Source organism: Novosphingobium sp. SG919, from assembly GCF_012932495.1.
Taxonomy (GTDB): Bacteria; Pseudomonadota; Alphaproteobacteria; order Sphingomonadales; family Sphingomonadaceae; genus Novosphingobium; species Novosphingobium rhizosphaerae.
In genome coordinates, this window is record NZ_JABCNG010000005.1 from 402,124 (window position 1) to 424,467 (window position 22,344).

The 22,344-nt window shown below is 61.2% G+C and carries 24 protein-coding genes; 18 read left to right on the forward strand and 6 right to left on the reverse strand.

Features of this window, described 5'->3' with window-relative positions; all coding sequences use genetic code 11:
- The first annotated feature begins 395 nt into the window (after positions 1-395).
- The 5 genes from FHT19_RS19680 to FHT19_RS19700 all read left to right on the forward strand — a co-directional run bounded on the left by FHT19_RS19680 (position 396) and on the right by FHT19_RS19700 (position 7,376).
- A complete protein-coding gene (locus FHT19_RS19680) occupies positions 396-746 on the forward strand; it encodes a hypothetical protein (RefSeq protein ID WP_248290568.1) in 351 nt (116 codons plus the stop codon).
- 277 nt (positions 747-1,023) lie between these two features.
- Positions 1,024-1,572 (forward strand): RNA polymerase sigma factor, encoded by a 549-nt coding sequence (locus FHT19_RS19685; protein WP_169476456.1) that lies wholly within the window; start codon positions 1,024-1,026, stop codon positions 1,570-1,572.
- Positions 1,565-2,629 (forward strand): FecR domain-containing protein, encoded by a 1,065-nt coding sequence (locus FHT19_RS19690; RefSeq protein ID WP_169476457.1) that lies wholly within the window; start codon positions 1,565-1,567, stop codon positions 2,627-2,629. Before FHT19_RS19685 ends, FHT19_RS19690 begins: the two co-directional genes overlap by 8 nt.
- Positions 2,630-2,727: 98 nt before the next feature.
- A complete protein-coding gene (locus tag FHT19_RS19695) occupies positions 2,728-5,331 on the forward strand; it encodes a TonB-dependent receptor (protein WP_169476458.1) in 2,604 nt (867 codons plus the stop codon).
- 71 nt (positions 5,332-5,402) lie between these two features.
- On the forward strand, positions 5,403-7,376 hold the full coding sequence (locus FHT19_RS19700; protein WP_169476459.1) for an Atxe2 family lasso peptide isopeptidase: 1,974 nt from the start codon (positions 5,403-5,405) through the stop codon (positions 7,374-7,376).
- A gap of 12 nt (positions 7,377-7,388) precedes the next feature.
- Here FHT19_RS19700 and FHT19_RS19705 read toward each other — a convergent pair whose 3' ends face one another.
- From FHT19_RS19705 to FHT19_RS19730, 6 genes are all read right to left on the reverse strand, one after another.
- On the reverse strand, positions 7,389-9,044 hold the full coding sequence (locus FHT19_RS19705) for an asparagine synthetase B family protein (protein ID WP_169476460.1): 1,656 nt from the start codon (positions 9,042-9,044) through the stop codon (positions 7,389-7,391).
- A 104-nt stretch (positions 9,045-9,148) separates the two neighbouring features.
- The gene (locus FHT19_RS19710; protein ID WP_169476461.1) at positions 9,149-9,823 is read right to left on the reverse strand and encodes a lasso peptide biosynthesis B2 protein; all 675 of its coding nucleotides are present in this window, start codon (positions 9,821-9,823) and stop codon (positions 9,149-9,151) included.
- Positions 9,824-9,875: 52 nt separating this feature from the next.
- Positions 9,876-10,034 carry a benenodin family lasso peptide gene (locus FHT19_RS19715; RefSeq protein WP_169476462.1) on the reverse strand — a complete coding sequence of 53 codons (159 nt, stop codon included), beginning with the start codon at positions 10,032-10,034 and terminating at the stop codon, positions 9,876-9,878.
- Positions 10,035-10,187: 153 nt separating this feature from the next.
- Entirely contained in the window at positions 10,188-10,823 is a 636-nt protein-coding gene (locus tag FHT19_RS19720; protein ID WP_169476463.1) for a GntR family transcriptional regulator, read from the reverse strand.
- Positions 10,820-11,239, reverse strand: coding sequence for a helix-turn-helix domain-containing protein (locus FHT19_RS19725; RefSeq protein WP_211184962.1), 420 nt, complete (start codon positions 11,237-11,239; stop codon positions 10,820-10,822). Before FHT19_RS19725 ends, FHT19_RS19720 begins: the two co-directional genes overlap by 4 nt.
- A gap of 111 nt (positions 11,240-11,350) precedes the next feature.
- Positions 11,351-11,800 carry a hypothetical protein gene (locus FHT19_RS19730; protein WP_169476464.1) on the reverse strand — a complete coding sequence of 150 codons (450 nt, stop codon included), beginning with the start codon at positions 11,798-11,800 and terminating at the stop codon, positions 11,351-11,353.
- Positions 11,801-12,145: 345 nt separating this feature from the next.
- On the opposite strand from FHT19_RS19730, the gene FHT19_RS19735 reads away from it, so the two are divergent.
- The 13 genes from FHT19_RS19735 (at position 12,146) to FHT19_RS19795 (ending at position 22,223) form a co-directional block, all read left to right on the forward strand.
- Positions 12,146-12,445, forward strand: a complete 300-nt coding sequence (locus tag FHT19_RS19735; RefSeq protein ID WP_169476465.1) for a hypothetical protein — start codon at positions 12,146-12,148, stop codon at positions 12,443-12,445.
- Positions 12,429-13,193 (forward strand): DsbC family protein, encoded by a 765-nt coding sequence (locus tag FHT19_RS19740; RefSeq protein WP_169476466.1) that lies wholly within the window; start codon positions 12,429-12,431, stop codon positions 13,191-13,193. Before FHT19_RS19735 ends, FHT19_RS19740 begins: the two co-directional genes overlap by 17 nt.
- A 177-nt stretch (positions 13,194-13,370) precedes the next feature.
- Complete coding sequence (locus FHT19_RS19745) at positions 13,371-13,688, forward strand: hypothetical protein (protein ID WP_017500136.1); 318 nt, start codon at positions 13,371-13,373, stop codon at positions 13,686-13,688.
- A 108-nt stretch (positions 13,689-13,796) separates the two neighbouring features.
- Positions 13,797-14,063, forward strand: a complete 267-nt coding sequence (locus tag FHT19_RS19750; RefSeq protein WP_017500137.1) for a type IV conjugative transfer system protein TraL — start codon at positions 13,797-13,799, stop codon at positions 14,061-14,063.
- Between the two features lie 41 nt (positions 14,064-14,104).
- Positions 14,105-14,704: a TraE/TraK family type IV conjugative transfer system protein gene (locus FHT19_RS19755; RefSeq protein WP_211184960.1), complete on the forward strand. Its 600-nt coding sequence runs from the start codon at positions 14,105-14,107 to the stop codon at positions 14,702-14,704.
- A gap of 34 nt (positions 14,705-14,738) precedes the next feature.
- Entirely contained in the window at positions 14,739-15,482 is a 744-nt protein-coding gene (locus FHT19_RS19760) for a type-F conjugative transfer system secretin TraK (RefSeq protein WP_169476540.1), read from the forward strand.
- On the forward strand, positions 15,479-16,777 hold the full coding sequence (locus FHT19_RS19765) for a TraB/VirB10 family protein (RefSeq protein WP_169476468.1): 1,299 nt from the start codon (positions 15,479-15,481) through the stop codon (positions 16,775-16,777). Before FHT19_RS19760 ends, FHT19_RS19765 begins: the two co-directional genes overlap by 4 nt.
- Positions 16,778-16,812: 35 nt before the next feature.
- Positions 16,813-17,466 carry a TraV family lipoprotein gene (locus tag FHT19_RS19770; RefSeq protein WP_169476469.1) on the forward strand — a complete coding sequence of 218 codons (654 nt, stop codon included), beginning with the start codon at positions 16,813-16,815 and terminating at the stop codon, positions 17,464-17,466.
- Positions 17,463-19,961 (forward strand): TraC family protein, encoded by a 2,499-nt coding sequence (locus FHT19_RS19775; protein ID WP_169476470.1) that lies wholly within the window; start codon positions 17,463-17,465, stop codon positions 19,959-19,961. The genes FHT19_RS19770 and FHT19_RS19775 overlap by 4 nt, the downstream gene beginning before the upstream one ends.
- 4 nt (positions 19,962-19,965) lie before the next feature.
- Entirely contained in the window at positions 19,966-20,292 is a 327-nt protein-coding gene (locus FHT19_RS19780) for a hypothetical protein (RefSeq protein WP_169476471.1), read from the forward strand.
- Positions 20,289-20,522: a hypothetical protein gene (locus FHT19_RS19785; protein WP_017500144.1), complete on the forward strand. Its 234-nt coding sequence runs from the start codon at positions 20,289-20,291 to the stop codon at positions 20,520-20,522. Before FHT19_RS19780 ends, FHT19_RS19785 begins: the two co-directional genes overlap by 4 nt.
- Positions 20,512-21,210 (forward strand): conjugal transfer protein TraW, encoded by a 699-nt coding sequence (locus FHT19_RS19790; protein WP_169476472.1) that lies wholly within the window; start codon positions 20,512-20,514, stop codon positions 21,208-21,210. The genes FHT19_RS19785 and FHT19_RS19790 overlap by 11 nt, the downstream gene beginning before the upstream one ends.
- Positions 21,207-22,223, forward strand: a complete 1,017-nt coding sequence (locus FHT19_RS19795) for a TraU family protein (RefSeq protein WP_169476473.1) — start codon at positions 21,207-21,209, stop codon at positions 22,221-22,223. Before FHT19_RS19790 ends, FHT19_RS19795 begins: the two co-directional genes overlap by 4 nt.
- Positions 22,224-22,344: the final 121 nt, after the last annotated feature.

Below are 22,344 nucleotides of genomic sequence, written 5' to 3' on the forward strand. Positions count from 1 at the left end.
AATGACGAAGTAAAATCCCCACAACTTCGGCCCATGCCACCTTCGGCGCCTGCACTTCTGGATGGATTATCAACACTCCAAATTGGAGTTGCGAACACGGTTCTACGGCTAAGCCTTACATCCAGCGCATCCGGCCTGCCGGATCACACCCTATAGTGGCTTCGTCCATTACCATCCAAAATGGAGCAAAGTCGGATCGGGCGATTTACACGCAAGAACTTACAAGATGAACGACGCCCCCATGGGTTTCCCTGTCGCATGAGAAAGGAGCCCGTCATGCCCACTCGAACGAGATCGAAAGCCAGTCCGCCACGGCCTGTGGGACAATCGGCTGAGGGGAGCTCACACCAATGATGGAAGGGCGGCAGGTAGCGGCAATGCTCACGCGCTGCAGCATGATCGAAATGACAGAGCAGCTTCAGCGGCTGCGTGCCGACGAGTTCGGGAAGGAGCTTTTTACGATTCCAGCATTCGAGATGCTGCTCGACCTCTATACCCACAGAAGCGTCCATCCGCGCTCACTGACATCGCTCACCGGCACGTCCAGTGCGTCCGAGCGAAATTCCCAGCGGATCGTCCATCGCCTAGCGGAACGGGGGTTTGTGGATCTTCACCGTGACCCATCGGACGGGCGCCGGATCATCGTCGAGCTCAGAGAAGAGACGAGCAAGATGCTCGATCGCTTCTTTGATCGGATGGTCGAAATGGCCGCAACCCCGTCGGCACGCCAATGCGATCCCAAGTGACGATTTCTCTACTGCATCGCAGCGTGAAAGCACCGGCGTTTGACCACTTGTCACATGTGAGAAATCAAGGCACATTTTCGGTGCAGTGCGGGAGAAGGCTGGGGCCCGGCTGTAGGTTTATCCTTCCAGGCATGATGATGGGCTCATCCATCGCGGTTGAGCGCAGGCGTTGGACGATTTTGCCCGCCACCTCTGGGTGGTCCTATCATGCTGTCTATCGCTCAAAGCTGCAGATGCGCGTCGGCGCCGTCGAATCCCGTCAGGTGCGCCTGAACCCATGTATCAGGCGCAGCAAAGCGAAGGCGCCTGCGCGCCGGCAACCGCCATTTACGAGGAACGTCAGTTCGTCGCCCTGTATCATGAGGAGGCACCCAAGCTACGGTCCTTCCTGCGAAGGCGCATATGGCTCGAAGACGATCGGGACGACCTGGTGCAGGAGGCCTTCACGAGGCTGGCAGCTTCGCGGTCGGCCAGCGCGTGGAGCAATCCAGGCGCCTATCTCCAGGGGATTGTGCGGCACCTTCTGGCGGACCGGGTGCGAAGCTGGGCCAAAAGCCAGTCTCTCGACCCTGCGTCCTGCCCAATTCCTCAGAACGTTGCCGGCCCCGATGAAGCTGCGGAGCTGAACCAGATGCGGGAGCGCTATCGTGTCGCTATCGACGGCCTGCCGCCCAGGACAAAAGAGGTGTATTTGCTGCATAGGGTAGAAGAGTTGGGCTACAGGCAGATTGCGGAGCAACTGAGCATCAGCATCCGAACTGTGGAGTGGCATGTGGCGGAGGCCATCGTGCGGATCGGCAAGAACATCGGAAATTCCAATGGCTGACAACGAACAGCCGGACGGCTTCCCTCGAATGGATCAGTTGACGCGCGAAGGAGCGCTCTGGTTCGCCCGCATGCGTGGCCCGGACGCGGACAGTTATCGGCCCGAGTTCGAACATTGGCTGTCGCTTGGCGCTTCGCACCGTGATGCCTACGACCGCGCAGGCGAAATCTTCGCGCTTGGGCGATTTCTGGCCGCACAGAAGACAGAGATCGAGAACGAGGCCAATGACAATGAGCCTGTCGGACGAAAATGGAGATGGGTCGGCCTGGCAGCGAGCGTCCTTCTTGTTGTCGGTGCTGGCAGCTGGTTCGCGAACATTGAGATGCGCGGTTCGGCCAATCGGCCAGTGCAGGTCGCGCAGCTGGACCGCACTTCAACCACCGAACGGCAGGTCTACGATACGGTGGTCGGAGGACGCCGCGCCATTCACCTCGCTGACGGATCAGTTGTCGATCTCGACGAAGGGAGCGAACTGGCGACCAACTTCACAAACGACAGGCGCGAATTGAAGCTCGAGCGGGGGCGCGCGCGCTTCCAGGTTGCGCATGAAGGGCGCCCATTCATCGTGCGTGCCGGCGGGGGAAGCGTTACGGCGCGGGGTACGGTGTTCGACGTCATTCTCGGCAGGGACAAGCGGGTGACCGTTCGACTGCTGCGAGGCGCTGTCGACGTTGAGCGGCCGCAGGGGGCAAAGGATGGCCGAGGCGCTCCTGCAATTGCCAGGCTGGAGCCAGGAGAGGTGCTGAGCTTCGCGGCCATCACCCCAGTGTCGCTTCCAGGGATGTCGTTGAAGAGCGGCATCGGACCTGCGACACTTACCCCGCCACAGCCGTTGATCCGGGAATATGAGCGGACCCCATTGTCCGCCGTCGTTGCCGAAGCGAACAAGGATTCTGCCACCTCAATCCGCCTTGGAGACCCCGGGATCGGCACGCTGAGAGTCAGCGGCCGTTTTCGCGTCGACAATGCCGATCAAGTTGCTGATCGCCTTGCGGTGCTGTTCGACCTCGAGGTCGAACGAACCAAATCGGATGAAATCACCCTCTACAAAAAATAGCCGGAGATTCTTTTACCCCCTACCCCGTAGATTGCAGTTTTGTTGCGATGCTCCCTGAAACTCCCGCCATTTTGTCGGGAATTTCCAAGGGGGCAAGAATGGTTCAGATGCGGTCTCGGTCTCGTTTTCGTTGTGCGCTTTTGGCGGCGGTGGCGGTCGGCACGCTTACCCCACCCGCAGCTGCGCTCGCGCAGGAACAGCGTCGGGTCGAATACAAGATCGAAGCCGGCGACCTCGGCGAAGCCCTCAAAACCGTAAGCCGCCAATCTGGCAAGGAGATCATTTTCACCTCCGAGGCTGTGCTCGGCCATAAGGCGCCATCTCTGCGCGGGACCTACAGCGCCGACGAAGCGGTACGGGTGCTGATCGAAGGTTCGGGCCTTGTTGCCCACTACAGACGCGATGTCATCATTATACGCGGGCGAGCGAAGCTGTCGGCCGATCTTGAAGGTCGCTCGGCCGACGGAACCGAGATTCTCGTCACTGGTTCAAGAATCCGAGGAAGCGAGCCAGTCTCGCCGGTAGCCGTTGTCACTCGGAGCGACATCGAGAAACGCGGCATAAGCGATCTGGGTACATTCGCGCGCTCTATAGTACAGAATTACTCAGGTGGGCAAAACCCAAGCATTCCAGGCGGAGGTCAGGGCACTTCAGAAAATGTCAGCTCATCCTCGACCCTGAACTTCCGTGGACTGGGTCCCGACGCGACACTCACGCTCTTCAATGGCCATCGCGTGGCATACGATGCGATGAGCCAGGGCGTAGATATCTCCGCCATCCCTCTCGCGGCATTAGATCGCGTCGAAGTCGTCACCGACGGGTCGTCGGCTCTCTATGGATCGGACGCCGTCGGCGGCGTCGCCAATGTCATTCTTCGCAGAGATTATGATGGCGCGACTGTGTCCGCACGGTTTGGAGGTTCAACGGACGGCGGCGACGTCGAACAGCAATATAACATTGTGACCGGCAAACGCTGGTCCGACGGTGGCATCATGGTTGCTTACGACTTCCGGCACGTAACACCAATTACAGCCAAACAGAGGTCCTATTCACAAACCAATGATCCGACTGATACACTGCAGAGTGGTGAACGACAGAACAGCGGCGTCATTGCTGGGCATCAGAGAATAACAGATCGGCTCTCGCTTGAGTTTGACGGCCAACTGAATGACCGAAGCAGCAGGCTTTGTGTCAATTATACCGTGATGGATGGCTGCCTCGGTACGGGTGCCGACATACGTATCAACACCCGATCCTGGACCGCCGCACCAAGCCTTAAACTTTCCCTGCCCAACCATTGGGACCTGAGGCTCAGTTCGGTCATCGGTCAAAGCCGAGCTATGCAGCTGGCGAACGTAGCTCTGGGGGGAGTGCCCTATCTGACGCAGAGAGGCATTTACACAAACCGAGTGCAATCTATCGAGGCGAGCGCGGAAGGGGCACTTTTTCCATTACCGGGAGGCAGCGCACGTCTCGCATTAGGCGGCGGCGCGCGAAGATCAAAGTTTATCCTCGATATCGCTTCCATCGACGGTGGACAGGTCGTCCCCTCCCAGTATCTCGTGAACGGAAGAACAACTTCCTTCGGTTACGCCGAGATATCGCTTCCGGTCATAGCGCCTCTGAATGACGTGCCACTCGTAAACCGCTTGAGCTTCACCGCCGCGGTCCGATATGAGAACATCACTCACGTTGGTGATGTGGCGACACCGAAGCTCGGCGCTATATTTGCACCTTCGCGCGACATCGCATTTAAGTTTAGCTGGGGCAAATCTTTCAAGGCCCCCACTCAATACCAGTCTATCCGCCCACGAAATGGCTATTCGCAGATTGGCACGACAGCATTCTTCCCCCCCAGCCCCGTTGCAGGAACTGTGCTGTACGTGTCCGGCGGCAATCCAGATCTTAAACCAGAGCGCGCCACAAATTGGACGGCCACGGCGTCCATAACCCCATCGTTCGCAGAGGGCCTGCGAGTCGATGCGAGTTATTTTCGAATCGATTACCGCTCGCGCGCAGTCTCTCCAATACCGCAAAACTCACTCGCCTTTTCGCCTATTTATAGTGCATATGTAACCTTGAACCCAAGTCGAGACCAGGTACTGGCCGCACTCTCCGGCATATCGACGCTCTTTGATCAGGGAGGGGGCGATCCAAGGACTTCAAACGTTGTAGCGCTAGTGACAAACTACCTACAAAATGCCGCAATTCAGAAAATTAGCGGCGTCGATAGCGCCCTCGATTACAGCTTTTCTGCCGGCACCCGCGATCATTTCAACCTGCACGCCGCTGCGAGCTACCTGAAGAGCGACCAGCAACTAAGCGCGGGTCAACCGCTTGTACAACTTGCCGGTATTTTATATCGCCCCCCACATTGGCGCGCATCATCGTCAATGGAATGGCAGCACTCGAACCTTTCAATTACTGGCACTCTTTCCTATATTGGCGGCACACTCGACAATCGCGTTGCACCATACGTACGCGTGGGTGATTATAAGTCTTTCGACTTGGTTGCTGGATATGAGATCGCACCTCACGTCGGGGTTCTGTCGAACATGAAGATCTCCATTTCGGCTTTGAATTTGTTCAACGCAAAGCCAGCATATGTTCGGACAACAAGCGTCGGAGCCTACCATTACGACGCAAGCAACTACCCTATCATAGGTCGGTTCTTCGCTGCGACGATTAGCAAGAGCTTCTGATGCGAAGCCCCCGTCTGCGGCTCGCAGATCTCCGGTCGGGATGGTGTATTGCCCTCTCTGCTTCCATCTTCTTGGCCAACTCCGCAGCGAGTTCCACGCTCATTGTGAGCAATCCAAAACCAAGTCTGAAAGCGATCGACCTTGCCCGATTGACTGATCTAGGTCCTTCATCTCCGGGCTCGGGCGAACATATCATAGCTCTATCTCCAGACCGGAGATCGGCTGCGGTTCAAATTAGAACCGCGGACCCCTCTGGCAATCGATATCAAATCCAAATTGTGGTCGTTGACCTAACCTCGGCCGCGCCGCCTCGAACGGTTGACGATGGCGGCGATATTTCGCTGCAATTCGTCGACGGCATCGGTGGCCGGACGGTCAGTACCGGATATCCGGCTGCCACGCCGCTCATCTGGTCCAGCGACGGGAAGTGGCTCTATTTTCTCAAAACGTTGGGCACCATAAGCCAGGTTTGGCGTGCCTCCGTGCGGGGTGGGCATAGCGAAGCTCTCACACATGAACCAGAAGGCGTTGGCGATGTTCTTCTTTCGTCAGATGGACGGCAGCTGATCTACTCTTCTCGTCGACGTGATCCGTCACTCGCAGCCGCGTTCCAGTCAGAGTCGCTGCAAGGATTTCGCTACGATTCCCGCTTCATTCCCCTCTTTGATAACGGGCCACAGCAGCGGGTCACGGACACCGTTACGAGAGCGATCGACCTTCCGAATGGCACTGCTCGAGACGCCACACCACTCGAAGCGGCCTCTCTCGCAAGAAACTCCAAGGTTGGACGGCGGCGTCCCGAGGCAACATCGGGAACGGGCGAAATCGCTTTCGTTATCGACGCTAGCCCTCAGCAAGCCACAAGTGAAGATAGAGTCGCCATAAGGCGAGCGGGCGGATCGGTCCAAGTTTGCAGTTCTCCGGAATGTTCAGGGGCATTGAGTCTCTGGTGGACGAGCGATAGCAGCCGTATCCGGTTCATCCGACGGTATGGCTGGGGCGACGGCGAGATGGCCATCTTTGAGTGGCGACCAGGGGCCGAGCGTGCGACGCGCCTGTATGTCACATCAGATTTACTCATCGACTGCCAGCCGGTCGACGAACAACTCGTGTGTGCTCGTGAGCGTTCGGCCGATCCGCGGCACATTATCATCCTAGATCCAAAAAGCGGCCGGACCAAAGTTGTTTATGATCCCAACCCGGAATTTCATCGATTGGCACTTGGCAGAATCGAGCGCCTCAACTGGCGCAATGAATTTGGGATAGAGACGTTTGGCGATCTCATATACCCGGTCGGATACGTCCGTGGCCGAACCTACCCACTGATCGTTGTCCAATATATCTCGAGAGGCTTTCTGAGAGGTGGTGTGGGAGACGAGTTTCCAATCCAGGCTTTCGCTAATAGAGGCTACGCAGTTCTGAGCGTTCAGCGGCCAGTTACGAGGCTTCGCCCCGGATCAAACGATGACTCCATAGCGCTTGGAAAGTCTGATCTTAAATTGATGGATCGCAGAAATGTACTTTCATCTATTGAAACGGCCGTTTGGGACCTTGTCCAACGGGGCATCGCGGATCCACGAAAAATTGGCATTACGGGTTTGAGCGATGGATCGTCTACTGTTCAGTTCGCGCTGATTAACAGTTCAATGTTCAAGGCGGCGTCTGTAAGTGGGTGTTGCTGGGATCCGTATCAGGATGCGCTCGTCGGGCCCGGAGCTGCCGAGGCGTACCACGAGAGCGGCTGGCCGACTTTGATCGATTACGACTCTGATTTCTGGTCGCATATGTCCCTCGTTGGAAACGCCCGCAGCATCGCGGCTCCCTTATTGATACAGCAATCCGACGATGAGTTTAGAGGGGCGCTTCCAAGTTACATGGCTCTAAAGCAGGCGAAACATCCGGTGGCATTGTATGTCTTTCCAAACGAGCATCACGTAAAATGGCAACCGGCACATAGGCTAGCAGCCTATGAGCGAAACCTTCGATGGTTCGATTATTGGCTGAAGGGAATCGGCAATGGACGCGAATGGAAATCTGACAACTAACGGCAAACGCGGTCAGACTAACTCGCCATGCGTAGACCGCCAATGCCGTGCCCAGGCTTCTGCGTCGACCAGCGTCAGTAGCCTCGCTACAGTATAGGCGCGTGTCTGGGGTTCCGCCTCAAACGCCGCTTCGATTGCCCGTCGATCAACGATCCGCTCATTGGCGAGAAGCCCGTCCATCAGCCTATCCTTGATCTCTTCTCGAAAATGCCGAAATATCTGAAAGCTGAAGCCTTGTGGCCCGCCCTTAGTCCTGCGGTTTATCAAGATCTCCGGAAGTGCCGCACGGAAAGCGCTCCTCGCGATGGACCTATCAAAACCTTGGTGGCATTGCAGCCAAACAGGGATCTGTAGGCACGTCTCCAATAATGGCTGCGACGCAAGCGGATGAAAAACCGGAATACCGTCACGCTCGCGGTATGCATCAAGCGAGTGATGCATGCGAATGAGCATTGCGATGTGAGCAGCTTTGCCCGGAAGCCTGTATTTTCCCGTGGCTTCAAGCCAAGGATGATTCGCTGGATTTAAAGCTAACTCCTCTGTGATCTCCTCGCTTAAGAAATCAAGCTCGGGCCTCCAGACGTATCCTTCGGCTGATCGCTGAATCGCACGAATTCCGTGCAGAATAACCTTGCCGCCGTTCTCACCTGTTAACGTCGAGATATCGCTAACCGTCTTTAAGAGCCCGTACGACCAGCCGCTGCACCGAAAGCGATCCGCCAACGGGCGCGCCGAATGGCTCATGTAAAAGACGTTGTCGCCTCCGTTGCCTGTGAAGATTGATTGTGCGCCGACCTGCTTCGCGGCGCGCAGCATGGCCGCATCATATGCGCGTGAATCTGGTCGACCAAACGGCACTGCGAGGTGCCGGACCGACGACAGGTCTAGATCGACATCTTCAAGACTATATCTCTCCTCGAGAAGCGGATGACCCAGATGGGACGCGAGCGCGCGTGAATATGGTCGCTCGTCCCCTAGTGGATCTTCGGTCACCATCGTTACGCAAGCAAAGTCGCTACCAGACGATTGGAGACAGGATGCCACGATCGACGAGTCGAGGCCCCCAGAAACCCCTAGGATAGACCGGCCGCCAACTTTGGACCATGCGCTAACGCAGAGCTGCGTCGAGCGGTGGAGCCTTTCGGTGTACTCCTCGACCGAGCAATCTCCCTGCTGTTGCACAAAGTGCCACGGGTTCCAGCGCGATTGCGCCGATATCTGTCGATCAAGAACCCTCAAGCTGGATCCCGGCAAGACTTGCCGTACTCCTTCGAGCGCCGTGCGTTCCTCCGGCAAACCGCCAAGGCCGAGCACCCGAGCGAGCTGTGGTCGATCGATCTCCACCGCTCTGCCAGTCGCGGCGAAGATCATCGATGGATCGGAAGCTAATACGAGCTCATCTCGCGATGCCGTGTAATAGCAGGGCAGAGCACCGGAAGGATCTCGGAGCACCACGAGCCCTCGCGGCGATCGAATGACGGCGATGTAGCAGCCCCAAAACCGATCGAATATGTGCTGGCCGAGCGTACGCTCGATTGCCTCGATGTCATTAGGCTCGAAGCGGGAGATGGGCTCGGGGGCCCCATGGCGGTGGAACAATGAACCAACGACGAATCCGGCACCATCTGGAAATGCGATCAGCGCTGCCGGGTCGTCGACGGCAAGCATTGAATGAGCCGCGATCTGATACCGTTGGAGCGTCGTAGAAGGCACTCCATCGAGGGAACGAGCAGGTTGCGTGTCGCAGCTCAATCTCGCTAGGAAAGCTAGGCTCACCGCACCACCAGAATCGGTGAGTAGTTATCGATCTGACCGCAAGAGTCGTTCAGTACGGTGCCCTTATACTGTACCCACGCATGTGCGGAGAAAGGTTCTGATCTAACTCCAATATACAAATCCGCGAGGAATCCGCGTGCACGGAGGACCGAGAACATTGCCAGAGACCGGATTAAGCATCGGTTTGTTCGGCCTAGGATCAGCGCTGAACGACCAAACGCCGCCACCCAGCGATCGAGCTCAAGGTCCGTCCCGTAACCATCATTTTGCTTGTTCCGCTTCCGTATCGATGCTCGCGCGAGCACCGAATGGAGCGGAAAAATCCTTAGCCTCAGTAAGGAAACCACTTCGGAAGAAACGGCGACCAGAAGCGGCCACAACTTAAAGGGGGCGCGATTGCGGCCACCGGAGTCGCGCATCGGAGGCTCGAAATCTTCGGCGCCAAACCTATGATTATTGTCGAGCGCCTCTAACAAATACCCGGCGTTGATAAGTGAAGCCAAAGCTGCCTCAGCCCCGACGAAAGCCTCGCCATTCTGGGCCACAAGTCTTCTGAAGGTGGCCGTACCGCGCGAGGGCAGCGCGAAGTATCGGTTCTCAGGTAGGTCGAGAAAGATCACTTCCTGTCCTACGATGCAATAATAGAGCCCTTCTTTCAGTCGGTAACGCATGGGTCCGCCCCTTTGGTGATGGCGCGCGCCGCTCGCGGCGCGCGCCATCGACTCAATCGTCTTCCAGACCGATCCCATTGGGCTGGCGCTGAAGGAAGGTGTCGTCGCCGCTGTTCGCGCCACCCTTCGTCTCGGCAAGCACCGAGCCAAGGTCGACCAGCTTGTCGACAATGCGATCGTGATCACGCTCCATGACAGTTCTCCAGTTCATCAACCGCGAGAAGTCGCGGCGGGACAAATCTAGCTTGGCCGAATAGGATGGTGGTGGAGATATATCGCGACAACTTGGCGCAGTATTTTACGGCCCGCCGTTGAGCGCGCCTTCCGTCGCCGAAGTACTGAGTAAGCTATTGAGAATCCGGCCTTATAGCGCCGGGTTTTCGCCTTGCATGATCCGACGTTGATGATCGATTTTCCTCGCGTGGTACGCCTCAACCCGTCGCCGCGTTGCTTTATGTAGGCTCTCGACCTCCATATTCAAAAATAGAGCCAACTCTCTGGCCGCGCTCAGCCGGCCTGCAGCATCCAAGATCCGACTATAGTGGAGACGCTCATTTAACCTGCGCACGTGGGAAGAAGCGACGTCATTCCCCGCTGTTGCAGCTATCGATGAGAATATTTCTGTTGTTCGACGCGCGATGTCCAGTGCCGATGTCCCTATGCCAAGGGGGACGAACGGCTGCAACGCTTGGCGAACAACCGACTCTTTCACTGTCGTCAACAACGCGATTAGAAGCCGCTTATGCAAATCTAAGAGCAGAATAACCTGATCGGGCCTGAGGACGGGCACGAGAAATCCACCGTCACCGTGATGGGTGAGAAGCCCCTCGCCGACCATGATGAACGCCGCCTCGCGCACCGGTGTCTTGCTCGAGCGATGACGGGTTGCAAGCTCTTGAATATCGATACGCCTCCCTGGCACGAAATGGCCGGCGAGATAATCCTCCTTGAGGCCTTCGTACACGCGTTCGTGGAGCGGGGGATCCATCGCGGACATCATAGACCTGCAGCCTCTGCAACAGCCGTGGTTTGCCATGCGGGGGTCAGAGCCTGGGTTAGATGGTCGAGGTTGCGCTGAGCGATGAGCTCGATGCACATCCGCTCAAGATCGCTGAGATCGCCCATCGCCAGTTGGCGCGGAAAGCACATCTTCTGGCCGGCGAACAGAAGGGGGATCAGGATGTGCCCCGTCGAAAGACCCAGGCGATAGGCGCAGGCGAGATGGTCATCGAGGCGCGAGCGGGGATTGCCGCCTTCGATTTCGCGAAGCCAGCGAACGCCCATACCAAGCTCGCGCGCCAGATCGCGTTGCGTCAGGCGCCTTTTCTTCCGTGCCTCTTCAATTTGTCGTCCCGACTGCACTTTGACGTACAGGATTGGGCTTTCGGCAACGGAAGTCGCTAAACATTGCGACATGTCCGCGTCTCCTTACGGGAGATACCGCCCGCCAAGGCAATTCCGTAAGTCGAATGTTATGGTGTACTTACCACCATCGTCAAGACACAACCTCAGCCAAGTTGTCGCAATTTACCCAGCAAGATCATGAACCTCGCCGGCAGCCGGTGTTCGTGCTCCCGACTGCAAAGCGCGGTCAAATGCGCTCATCAGGTCTGATTTTCCCGCTTTCGGCACCTGGATCAGCGCCAGCAGATAAATGGTGCCGAGATGCGGCTGCCGCCCGTCTTGCGATATCTCCTGCACCCGTTCGGTAATGCTGGTCGCAATATCCCATAGCCGGTTGGACGCCCCCACATGGTGCTCCTCGGCGCCGCCCAGACAATCCAGCTCGTGAACTTGCATCTGCTCGATGATTTCGCTGGTCGGCAATGTGCTAAGGTATTCGACTGCTACATGTAAGGTCGTGCCCCACGCTATCAGTGAACGGGTGACGCGAATCAAGTGACAGTGCGAGTCGATAAGAACGTCGAGACCTGCCGGCGAAAGCCGGAGCTTGAAGCTGCGTCGAGCTCGGGCCATCGCTCCTTCTCCTGCCAGAACTACTGGCGTTTGAGCCGCCCGGTTGGCCGAGCGGGTGCTTTTACACGACCAACCGAGGCAAAAGCGGCATTATAGTGCCGCTTTTGCTCAAACCTGTTCTTTTGAACGCTTGCGGGGATCATTTGGTCACTTCCGTCCTCTAGAAGCTTTGTTTCACCGATTCGGCACTTCAGTGCCCTCCCTATTGCGGCGGTCATCCCCGATCGCCATGCCTCGAGGCGTACCGGATCGGCGGCCTCCCAGGATTTCAAGTCCAGGCCTTCTGCCCGGCGCATCCAAACCCCGAACCCGAGCGCCGCGCGGCGCCACGAGGAGACATGTGCCATGGACTTTCCATGCTCGTTGCCGATGCTTGCCGGAGCGCTGGTGCTCTGCGTGGGTGCGACGCCGGCCAGCGCTCAGACCTATCGTCCAGACGCTGAAGGCTATCCCTGCGCTCGCCACGGCGAGCTTGCCATCGTCCAGGACGACCTCGGCTTTTCGATCCGGCAGAAGGTTGCCCGCCCCGTGGCGCCCGTCACTTCCACCGCAATCAAGATCGGCAATTCGCTCACCCTCGACAGCCGTCTTTTCGCGCACACCTCCCTCGCTCAATCGGAGTCCACCCATGTCACGCAGCGCTAAGCTGATTGCAGCAGCGCTGCTCTGCGCAACAGCGCCGGCCTTCGCTCAGGACAGCGGCACGGAGCCGCTCACTGCCGCAGCGGAGGAGGCCCAGCGCCAGTTGCACCAGACCTTCACGAACCTGACGTTCGAGGACTTCGGTCCGGCGCCTATCAAGGGCCCAATATATCAGGCAATCGCCGGCGGACGAGTCATCTATTACGCGCCCGAAAGCCAGCATCTCCTCTTCGCGGCGATCTACGACAAGAACGGCGTCAATCTGACGGCACTTGCCCAGGACGCGAGCGCAAGGAAGCGCATTGGTGCCATCGATCCCGCTAGGGCGCTGATGATCGGACCGGCCGGCGCGCCGAAGGTGATCGAGTTCACCGATCCCGACTGCCCCTATTGCCAGGCGCTCGAGCGCTTCTGGCTAGCGAAGGAAGCCGAAGGGAAGCCTGTCCAACGTCTCGTCTATTTCGTCAGTGGCATTCACCCGCAGGCGGCCGCGAAGGCCGAGCATATCCTGTGCTCTCCTGACCCACAGGCGACGTTCAAGGCCATCTATGCCGGAGCGCAGCCCACGGCCCTTCTCAAGTGCCGGGCCGGCGCGGAGAAGGTTGCCGACGACGCGGATACGGTCCGCAAGATGGGGGTGTCGGGCACGCCGACGCTGTTCGTCGATGGAAAGCTGGTGTCCGGCTTCCAGCAGGCCGAACTCCAAGCCTTCCTCGACACCCAGGCCCACAAGCCACGGCCCAGCCCCTGAGGGGCTACCCGAAGCGATTTTGGCGGACCCTGCGCGCGCGCGCCACGCCGCCCGGGACCGGAATGCCGGCGGGAGCGCGCCTCCAGGGGCCGTCCAGCGCAGCCGTCGGCCGGACTCGACCACCGATCGGTACCGGCAAGCATGATCCGGACGGCTCCGACTGCAAGGAGACTGACTATGTTGACTCTGCTTCGAGGAAGGACGTTCCGCACGATCGACGCGGCGGTCCTTTTCCTCCTGGCCGCGATCGCCGGCACGAGTGTCGCCTACGCCTTCCAGGCGCCGGCCGCCGGCGACCTTGGTTACGACATCTACGACATCGTCGTGAACCAGGGCGTCAAGGGACCGCTCGGCTTCGTGGGCGGCGTTGCTGCCTTCCTGTTCGGCGTCTCGCGGCTCTTCTCGAACATCATGATCGGCATCCCGACGATCGTGGCGGCGGTCTGCCTCATCAAGGCGGATTCGATCCTCCAGACCTTCGGCATGGTGATCTGAGATCGGGACCGGGCGCGCCGGCCTGGTCGGCCGCCCTTACGAGACGGAAGGCGATTGGCGCCTTTCGGACCCCACGCCCCGCGGCGTGGTGAAGCAAGGGAGAAGGGCGTGGACGAGCGTCTGCCGCAGTTCCTGCATAAGCCGACCCAGATCCTCTGGTTCGACAGCCAGGAGTTCATCGTGGTGATGTCCACGATCTTCGTCGCGGTCATCGTGGGCGGGATCATCGGCTGGCTGCTCATTGGCGCCCTTCTCCTTTTCATCCCCTGGAAGCGGACCAAGCCGCGCGGGTTCATCCCGCATCTGGCCTGGCGCTGGGGCCTCGCCCGCTTCCGCCATTATCCGGGTCCGACCCAGACCCGCTTCTTCGAGTAAGCGCGATGGCAAATCCCTTCAGGCGCAAGCCCCAGGCCGACATGATCGGCGATACGCGGCCGAGCTGGCACCTGCACCGCTATCTGCAGGGATCAGCCAATCTCTTCGAGGAGAACCGGCTGCTCAAGGTGGCGATCGCCGGCCTCTTTGGCATCACGGCCGTGCTCGGGACCGTCATCTACACCTCGCACCAGAACACGCGCACCGTGGTCGTGCCGTTCGGCGCGGACGGCGACCTCTATGTGACGGGCAACAAGCCGTCCGAGACCTACCTGCGCGCGATCGCCTTCAACATCGTTGGCCTTGCCAGCACCTATTCCGCCTACTCGGCCGATCGGCAATTCCAGGAACTGCTGCGCATCGCGCATCCCAGCGCCTATAACGGCCTGCGCGACAGCCTGAACCGTCTGCTCGATGAGCTCGGCAACAACCCCACGCTCTCGATCGCAACTTACATCCGCGGCGACCAGCCCGTTACCTGGACGGGGAGCGAGATCCTCGTCCCCGTCGAGAAGGTGCGCGTGATCGGCGGGGTGATCCGCAAATTCCGGGGCAATCTGCGCATCCGCTACGCCCTCGAGAACGGCCGCTTCTGGCTGACCGCCCTCCAGGAGGAGAACTTCAGTGCCGATATCCGGTAATCGCGCGAGGCTTGCCTGCCTCGCCGGGACGCTCATTGCGTCCGTCCTCGCCGCCACGCCCGCCCTCGCCCAGGCGATCACGGCGCTGCCCGACCAGACGAGCCGGATCCGGCTGTCCAATCGCGACGTCAATCATATCGTCTGCGTCGGTGGCGACATCGAGGACGTCAAATTCTCGGCCGAGAAGGGTCTCGCCGTCGAACGCGGCGGCTCGGACGCCTGGATCAAGTTCCTCGTGCTGGAAACCGAGGATCCCAATGTCCCGGGAGGAGCCGGCAAGACGCGCACCTATGTGACGGCGCCTTCGGAATTCTTCGTCTTGTGCAATGGCGCAATCTACCCGCTCTACGCCGAGCCCGCCGACATTCCGGCACAAACGGTCACGCTGGCTCCCGGCAGCGTCCAGCGCGCCCGGGCCAACGATGCCCTGCTCGGGCCGCTGGTCGAGGAAGAGCGGGCCGTGGGCATCGCCCTTGCGATCCTGCAGGACCGCGTGCCCGCCTCCTTCTCCGAAGTGGCGCCGTCGCGTGATCGCGTGATCCTCGCGGACCTCCCGACGGCGACGCTGACCGAGCGACGCCGTCTTGAAGTCGAGGGCGCCGGCCTTTCGGTCAGCGAATATCTCGTCCGCGCCAGCGCCGCCGTCACGCTCGATGAGCGCAACTTTCTCGATAGCGCGCTCGGAGCCGACATCTTTGCCATCACGATCGATCGCCTGACGGTAGGGCCCAACGAGACCGCCCGGCTGATCGTCGTCCGTCGGAGCGTTCAGTCATGATCACACCAGAGGACAGCCCGCAGGTCGCACCGTCCGCTGCGCCTCGTGCCGACGCGGACGATGCCACGATCGACGCGGCAGCTCGCCCCGCTTTGCTCGATCTGAGGGCGCAGTGGTCGAAGCTGACCTCGGACCAGAAGCTGCGCGCCAAGCAGCTGGGCGTGGTCTCGACAATCGCGCTCCTCGGCCTTGCTCTCTACACCGCAAGTTCGAGCGGCAAGAAGGAAGCGCCCAAGGCGCCTCAGGCCAGCAATCTGGACATGGGTGCGGGACTTCGCGGCGACAGCCTCGAAGTAAAGCTGCGCGGCGACCTACAGAAGATCCTCGACGGGCAGACCCTGCTCGGCGACCGGGTCACCGCCATCGAGGAAGGCAAGGTCGTTCCGGGGACCGGCGCCCACCCGACCACGTCCGGCGACGGTGGTGATCTACCGCCCGCGATTCCTGGCGACGCGCCCAAGTATCCGCCTGCCCCGCCCGAAGCGAGGAGCGCGGCCGATGAGATCCCGGCGCCGCCCGTTGCTCCGTCCGCACCGCCGGCACCCCCGGCCCCACCCACGCAGCGTCAGGTCGGCGCGATTGGCGCGGCCACAGCCGCCCAGGCCCCGGAAGGAGGTGCCGGCAGCTCGCCCTCGTCAAAAAAAGGGAAGCGGACGATCTATTTGCCACCTGGTTTCATGAAGGCACGGCTGCTGACCGGCATCGACGCGCTGGCGAGCCGGGACGCGACCAGTAACCCCGAGCCGATCATCGCCAGGGTCCAGGCGCCCGCCGTGCTTCCCAACGAGGTCAAGGCCAACCTCGCCGGCTGCTTCGTCATCGGCAACGCCACAGGGAGTCTGGCGAAGGAGCGGGTCGAGATCCAGCTGGTGTCGATTTCCTGCGTGGACTTCGAGAGCCATGCCGTCGTCGATCAGGCGATCAAGGGATTCTTCGTCGATGCCGATGGCAAGAAGGGCCTGTCGGGCAAGGTCGTAACCCGTGCCGGAGCGACGCTCGCCCGCTCGTTCATCGCCGGCACGATCGCCGGCATCTCGCAGACCGTCGAAGGATCGTTCGGCAGCCTCTCGACCTCGGCGCTGGGCAGCGTCCGCAGCCTCGATGCAGGCGATGCCGTCAAGTCCGGCGTCGCGGGCGGCCTCTCCAAGTCGTCGGACAAGCTCACGGACTTCTACCTCGATCTTGCCCGTCAGGCTGGTCCGGTCGTCGAAGTCGGCGCCGCCAAGGATGTCGTGGTCGTCATCCAGGAGGGCCTCGCCCTCGAGATCAAGCCGTCGGTCGGGAGCAAATTCTGATGCTCCCCGCGCCCCACCCCAAAGGAGGTCCCGCCATGCAGCCGGCATCCCGTCAGCTTTTCAATCGCACGTTCCTGTCGCTGGGCCTGCTCGCCGCACTGAGCGGATGCGCCACGGTCGGTTCGATGATGTCGCCCTATTCCGAGAAGTTCGACTGCAAGAACAGCGATCACGGACAGTGCATCCATCCGGACCGGGCATATGGGGACGCGGTCGCCGGTGTCGCGTCGAAGTCCGACCCCAGGGTCACCAACGATCGTGCGATGCTGCGCGGTCAGGACCAGGGGAAGGCCGTGGCTAAGGGTAAACCGGGCAGCAATGGCGCGAGCACCGCCTATGGCAGTTATCGCGATAGCGTCTACCAGGAGCTCAAGGGCCTGATCGAGGCACCCGTCACCCCGATGCTGAAGCCGGCACGGACGGTGCGCACGCTGATCCTGCCCTATGCCGATCGGCAGCGGCCCGACCGCCTCTACATGCCGCGCTACGTCTATTCGGTGATCGACAAGCCGGTCTGGGTTGTGGGCGGTGCGTTCGTCGCCGCGCCCGACCGCGCGTCGCAGGCACCCATCCTTGGCCAGGTACGCGATCCGGTAACCTCTGACGGTGAGCCGGCGTCGACACCGGAGAGTGCGACCGTTCCCGCGTCCCCGGCGATCGTCCCGCCCACACCGGAGCCGCAGCCATGAGGGCGCTCAGCTATGCGCGGTTGCGCAGCGCGGTCCGGCGCGACAGCTTCTCGGATCATCTCCCGCTCGTTGCCTGGGACGAGGATAGCGAAGCGTTCCTGTGCATCGACGACACCTGGGGTCACGCCTGGGAGCTGGTGCCGACCGCCTATATGTTCGCCCATGTCCAGGGTGCGCTGCAGGGTCTGCTCAACATCCATTTCCCCGACGGGACGGTCCTTCAGCTTCACACCTTCGCGGACCCGCTGATCGATGGCGCGCTCGACGCCTTCCTCGATCTCAAGACCCGCGACGATCCGCTGATCCAGGCTTCGGCGCGCCATACCCACGCCTATCTGAGCAAGGGGCGTCATGGCCTCAAGGCTCTGCACGGCATCCCGGTCCGCAACTTCCGGACGCTGCTGTCGATCAAGACGCGGCGGCCGCTGGGAGAGGATCTGCGCCGGCAGGTCGAGGAGCAATTGTCGAAACTCGGCATCCGCCGCCTGCCCTCGGAGGAAATGGTCGCCTTCTACCGCCGCATCTTCAACGGCGTAGCGGATTCCGCACCCGGCGTATTTGCCGACGGCACCACCGTCGGCGCGCCGCCAATCGCAAAGCAGATCATCGATGCCGGCCCCGATCTCGTGTTCGAGGGCGCCGAGGTCTTCCTCGGCAACCAGGTCGCGCGCTGCCTGACGCCAAAGGCACCGGCGCGCCGGATCACGGCCGAGCGGGCCAATCGCTTCATGGGCGGCATGCGCGGCGCGTCCGAGGACAGCGATCAGATTGGCGGGCCGTTCCTCTACACGCTCAACATCCTCTTCGATCATTCGCAGTTCGAGATCCACAAGCGCGCACAGATCCTGTCAGCGCAAAAGGCCGCGGGCAGTTTCGCGGTCGAGGTCGGCAAGCAGATCGAGGAGATCGGCTGGATCCTCGACGAGGCGGGTAACAGCAAGTTCGTCCGCGTCATCCCGACCATCTGGGTGTTCGGGCGAGACCGGGCGCACGCCCGCGACCTGGCCGCGCGCGCCAAGCGGCTTTGGGAGGGCGAACCCCTGCCCTTCTCGATGCAGGAGGAAAGCTATCTCAACCCCACGCTTCTGGTGATGAGCCTGCCCTTCGGGCTCTATCCCGATCGCACGACGCTGCGCCTGCTCGAGCGCGACTTTCGCATGCCGGTGAAAGCGGCGGTGCTGATGGCGCCGATCCAGACCGACTTTCGCGGCGGCGGACGGCCGGCGCTGCTCTACACCGGACGCAAGGGCCAGCTCGTCACGCTCGACGTGTTCGATCCGCGAATCAACAATTACAATTTCATCGTCTCGGCCGAGAGCGGCGCTGGCAAGAGCTTCCTGCTCAACAACCTGTGCCAGCAATATTATGCGCAAGGCTCGCTGATCCGCATCATCGATATCGGCGGCAGCTACCGGAAGCTCTGCACGCTCTGCTCTGGCCGTTACATCGACATCGGCGAGGAGCATCTCGTCCTCAATCCGTTCGACATGGGCCTCGCGCTCGACGGCGACGACAAGCAGTCGGCCATTACCATGGCGGTCGCGATCGTCGCGGAGATGGCGAACGCCTCGACCCGCAAGGGCGTCACCACCTCGGAGTGGAACCTGCTCAAGTCGGCGGTCCAGTGGACGATCGACACGGGCCGCGCCGATCACGGGATCGACGCCGTGCGGGAATGGCTCGGCACCTACCCCTCCCAGGTCGAGACCGCACTCGACAGCGTGGACCATCTCATCCCCGTTTCCCGCGAGCTCGCCTTCAACCTGCGCGATTTCGCCTCCGGCGGCGCTTATGGCCATTACTTCAACGGCCCCTCGACGCTCGACATCCGTCACGACGAATTTGTGGTGCTCGAGCTCGAGCGTCTGAAAGCGATGCCGGACCTGTTCAACGTCATCGTCATGGTGGTCGTGAATGCGGTCACGCAGGAGCTCTATCTCTCGGCGCGCGACAAGCCCCGCTTCGTGCTCTGCGACGAAGCCGCGCAGTTCATGACCAGGACCGACGGGCAGGACCTCTCGCGTCTCGCCGAGGCATTCGGCCAGGGCTACCGGCGCGCCCGCAAATATCGCGGCTCATTCGGCATCGTGCTGCAGTCGATGAACGACCTCATGCTGTTCGGCGGTACCGGCCAGGTCATTCTCGAAAATGCCGCGACCCGCTTCCTGCTGCAGGGCTCGACCTATGACCGCGCCGTCGACAACAAGATCCTCGATTATTCGGGGTTTGTCCTCGACCTGCTGAAGTCGGTCCGCAATTCAAAGCCCAACTATAGCGAGGTGTTCATCGACTCGCCGCTGGGCCTCGGCATCGCGCGGCTGGTCGTCGATCCCTTCTCCTACTGGATCAACACGTCGGCCCCCGATGAGGTAGCGGCTTTCGAGGCACTCATGCGCCAGGGCCTCTCGCCGCTCGAAGCGATCTGCCGCCTCGCCGGCGTCGACCCATCCGAGATCCTGGGTGCGCCCGCTGCGCCCGGCCTGGTGGGAGCGTAATCGCATGGCGCGCTTCACCCCTCACCCCGATCAGCTGCCGCTCAATTGGTCCGACAATGAAGCGATCGAAGTGACCGTCGAGCAACGGCTCGCCGAGCGCTTCGAGGCGGAGTCCTTCCAGTGGCGCTTCCGACTGGTGATGATCGAAACCGTGATGATGGGCATGCTGGTGCTCGTCGCAGGGCTCCTGCTCAAGCAGCCCACGATGATGGTGCTGCGCGCCTCTCTGCTGGTCGCTGGCTCCTGCCTTGCGACCGGTCTTCTGCTGCTCAGCCTTTCGGCCGGCACCGCGAAGCTGATGAGCCGCCTGCGGCGGTGGAGGCGGCGATGAACGGGCTAACCTCGTCAACCCCGTCGCCCTCGGCGATCCGGCTCACGGTAAGCGGCTTCCTGCTGCTGCTCGTCCAGAGCGGGCTCCTGCTGATGTCGCCCTCGCTCGGCTCCGAGAATGGCCTGCTGATCTGGATCCTCACGCCCCTGGCTGCCGCGGCCTTCCTCGCCGCCCTGATCGGCATTCCCGAGCCGCCTGAAGCGCATTGGAGGCAGCGTCATGGGCGGTGATCTTGTCGGCGGGATTCGCCGCGGCCCCATCGTGGCCATCCTCGCCATTCTGGCCGGTGGCAGTGCCTTGGCAGCGGCTGGCACGATAGCGCTCGCCGCTCCGACCGGCTCGATCGCCTCTCGCAGCACAATCGGCCGGACCTGGCCGATCGCCGAGCCGGACGCGTTGGCGGAGATCGAGGCCAAGGTTGCGACGATGCCCAGCGACATGAGCAAGGCGTTCGGCCCGCGAAACACCTGGAGCGCACTCAAGGCCGCACCGCTCGGGATCGCCAGCGCGGACCGTGTCCGCAGCGTCGTCCCCTTCTACACGCTCGACTTCGACATCACGCTACCCGACGGGAAGACACTCTACCCCAAGGGCTTCACCTTCAATCCGCTGACCTATGTGAAGCTGCCGCAGCGCCTCGTCGTCGTGCATCCGCGCGATCTCGGCTGGGCGCTCCGCAACGCACGGTCCAGCGACTTCATCCTGCTCTCGGCGCTGGGCAGTCAGAATGGCGATGCGATCGACCTGTCCGAAAAGACCGGGCGGCCGATCTACATCCTCGAGGAGCGGGTCAAGCAGCGGCTCGGGCTGACGGTGGCGCCGGTCATCGTCGAGCAGTCGGGCACGCGCCTCGTGCTGACCGAATATGGGCCCAGGAGCCGGGCGATCACCACCGCATCGAAAGGAGCCGCGCGATGATCGGCCGCCTCCCTGTCTTCGTCGTCGGACTGCTGATCGGTCTTGTGATGACGCTTGCCCTTCCAAGCCAGGCACACGCCTCCAAGTGCGAGGCGGGCACCGTCTTCAACCCCATCACCAAGGTGCGCTGGACCTGCATCTTCCCGATCACGATCGGCGGCATCCGGGTGGGGAGCTTCGACAAGCTCGACAAGGCGCTCGACGCGCAATCCGCGTCCAAGCCGCTTTGCGCCTGCCGCAAGGGCATCCAGTTCTGGTTCGGGGTCAAGGTGTCCTACTGGTCGCCGAACCGCATGGTCGATGTCGTGACCGAACCGGGGTGCATGATGGCGCTCGGCGCCGATCTCATGCCGACCGGCGGCAAGCTGCAGGGCAGCCAGTCGTCGATCTCGGACGGCACCAATACGCGCAAGATGTTCGCGCAGATGCACTATTACATCTCGCCGGTCTGGGCGATGCTCGACATGTTCACGGACCTGCCATGCCTCGAAAATGACGGCTTCGATGTCGCCATGATGACCGAGGTGCTGCCAACCTGGCAGTCGGGTACGCTGGGCGCGATCATCCAACCCGAAGGCATATTGTTCGGCAACCCCGCCGCTGGCCTCGCCTGCATGGGCGACAGCGCGGCGGCGGCCGCCGGCAAGGTCATCGACCCGCTTTTCTGGTGCATGGGGAGCTGGGGCGCGACATATCCGATCGCCGGCGACATCCATTTCGACGACAGTGTCGAGGCCTGGGCGGGGCTTGCCGCACGCGGTGTCTTCATGATGGGTCGCCTGGGCGCGCTCACCATCAGCTCGGCCGATGGCTGCTCTTTCGTCCCCCAGCCCGTCTGGACCAAGTCGCGCTACAAGCTCCAGATCATGGAGCCCGTGAAGGGCGGCAAGTGCGTCAATATCGGGAGGCCAGGCTCGCTCTGGTCCTCGGCCAAACATGCCCCGGGCAAGGACAATGCCCAGTTCATGCTCTTCGAGAAGGTGATCTGCTGCGCCGGGATACCGGTGCCATGACAGACGCACTTCCCCCTGTTCCCGCGCAAGACGGCCGTCCATTCCGGAGGTCTGTCCGCCAAGGCCCCTACGGTCGAGGGCTGCTGCGCGGGACCGGAGCGGCGCTGCCAAGCCCCCCTGG

What these genes read in the sequence shown, in the direction of transcription:
- FHT19_RS19680 (WP_248290568.1), top strand. Translation starts at nt 396, where the DNA reads ATGATCGAAATGACAGAGCAGCTTCAGCGGCTGCGTGCCGACGAGTTC.
- FHT19_RS19685 (WP_169476456.1), top strand. Translation starts at nt 1,024, where the DNA reads ATGTATCAGGCGCAGCAAAGCGAAGGCGCCTGCGCGCCGGCAACCGCC.
- FHT19_RS19690 (WP_169476457.1), top strand. Translation starts at nt 1,565, where the DNA reads ATGGCTGACAACGAACAGCCGGACGGCTTCCCTCGAATGGATCAGTTG.
- FHT19_RS19695 (WP_169476458.1), top strand. Translation starts at nt 2,728, where the DNA reads ATGGTTCAGATGCGGTCTCGGTCTCGTTTTCGTTGTGCGCTTTTGGCG.
- FHT19_RS19705 (WP_169476460.1), bottom strand. Translation starts at nt 9,044, where the DNA reads ATGCTTGCCGTCGACGACCCGGCAGCGCTGATCGCATTTCCAGATGGT.
- FHT19_RS19710 (WP_169476461.1), bottom strand. Translation starts at nt 9,823, where the DNA reads ATGCGTTACCGACTGAAAGAAGGGCTCTATTATTGCATCGTAGGACAG.
- FHT19_RS19715 (WP_169476462.1), bottom strand. Translation starts at nt 10,034, where the DNA reads ATGAACTGGAGAACTGTCATGGAGCGTGATCACGATCGCATTGTCGAC.
- FHT19_RS19720 (WP_169476463.1), bottom strand. Translation starts at nt 10,823, where the DNA reads ATGATGTCCGCGATGGATCCCCCGCTCCACGAACGCGTGTACGAAGGC.
- FHT19_RS19725 (WP_211184962.1), bottom strand. Translation starts at nt 11,239, where the DNA reads ATGTCGCAATGTTTAGCGACTTCCGTTGCCGAAAGCCCAATCCTGTAC.
- FHT19_RS19730 (WP_169476464.1), bottom strand. Translation starts at nt 11,800, where the DNA reads ATGGCCCGAGCTCGACGCAGCTTCAAGCTCCGGCTTTCGCCGGCAGGT.
- FHT19_RS19735 (WP_169476465.1), top strand. Translation starts at nt 12,146, where the DNA reads ATGGACTTTCCATGCTCGTTGCCGATGCTTGCCGGAGCGCTGGTGCTC.
- FHT19_RS19740 (WP_169476466.1), top strand. Translation starts at nt 12,429, where the DNA reads ATGTCACGCAGCGCTAAGCTGATTGCAGCAGCGCTGCTCTGCGCAACA.
- FHT19_RS19745 (WP_017500136.1), top strand. Translation starts at nt 13,371, where the DNA reads ATGTTGACTCTGCTTCGAGGAAGGACGTTCCGCACGATCGACGCGGCG.
- FHT19_RS19755 (WP_211184960.1), top strand. Translation starts at nt 14,105, where the DNA reads ATGATCGGCGATACGCGGCCGAGCTGGCACCTGCACCGCTATCTGCAG.
- FHT19_RS19765 (WP_169476468.1), top strand. Translation starts at nt 15,479, where the DNA reads ATGATCACACCAGAGGACAGCCCGCAGGTCGCACCGTCCGCTGCGCCT.
- FHT19_RS19770 (WP_169476469.1), top strand. Translation starts at nt 16,813, where the DNA reads ATGCAGCCGGCATCCCGTCAGCTTTTCAATCGCACGTTCCTGTCGCTG.
- FHT19_RS19775 (WP_169476470.1), top strand. Translation starts at nt 17,463, where the DNA reads ATGAGGGCGCTCAGCTATGCGCGGTTGCGCAGCGCGGTCCGGCGCGAC.
- FHT19_RS19780 (WP_169476471.1), top strand. Translation starts at nt 19,966, where the DNA reads ATGGCGCGCTTCACCCCTCACCCCGATCAGCTGCCGCTCAATTGGTCC.
- FHT19_RS19785 (WP_017500144.1), top strand. Translation starts at nt 20,289, where the DNA reads ATGAACGGGCTAACCTCGTCAACCCCGTCGCCCTCGGCGATCCGGCTC.
- FHT19_RS19790 (WP_169476472.1), top strand. Translation starts at nt 20,512, where the DNA reads ATGGGCGGTGATCTTGTCGGCGGGATTCGCCGCGGCCCCATCGTGGCC.
- FHT19_RS19795 (WP_169476473.1), top strand. Translation starts at nt 21,207, where the DNA reads ATGATCGGCCGCCTCCCTGTCTTCGTCGTCGGACTGCTGATCGGTCTT.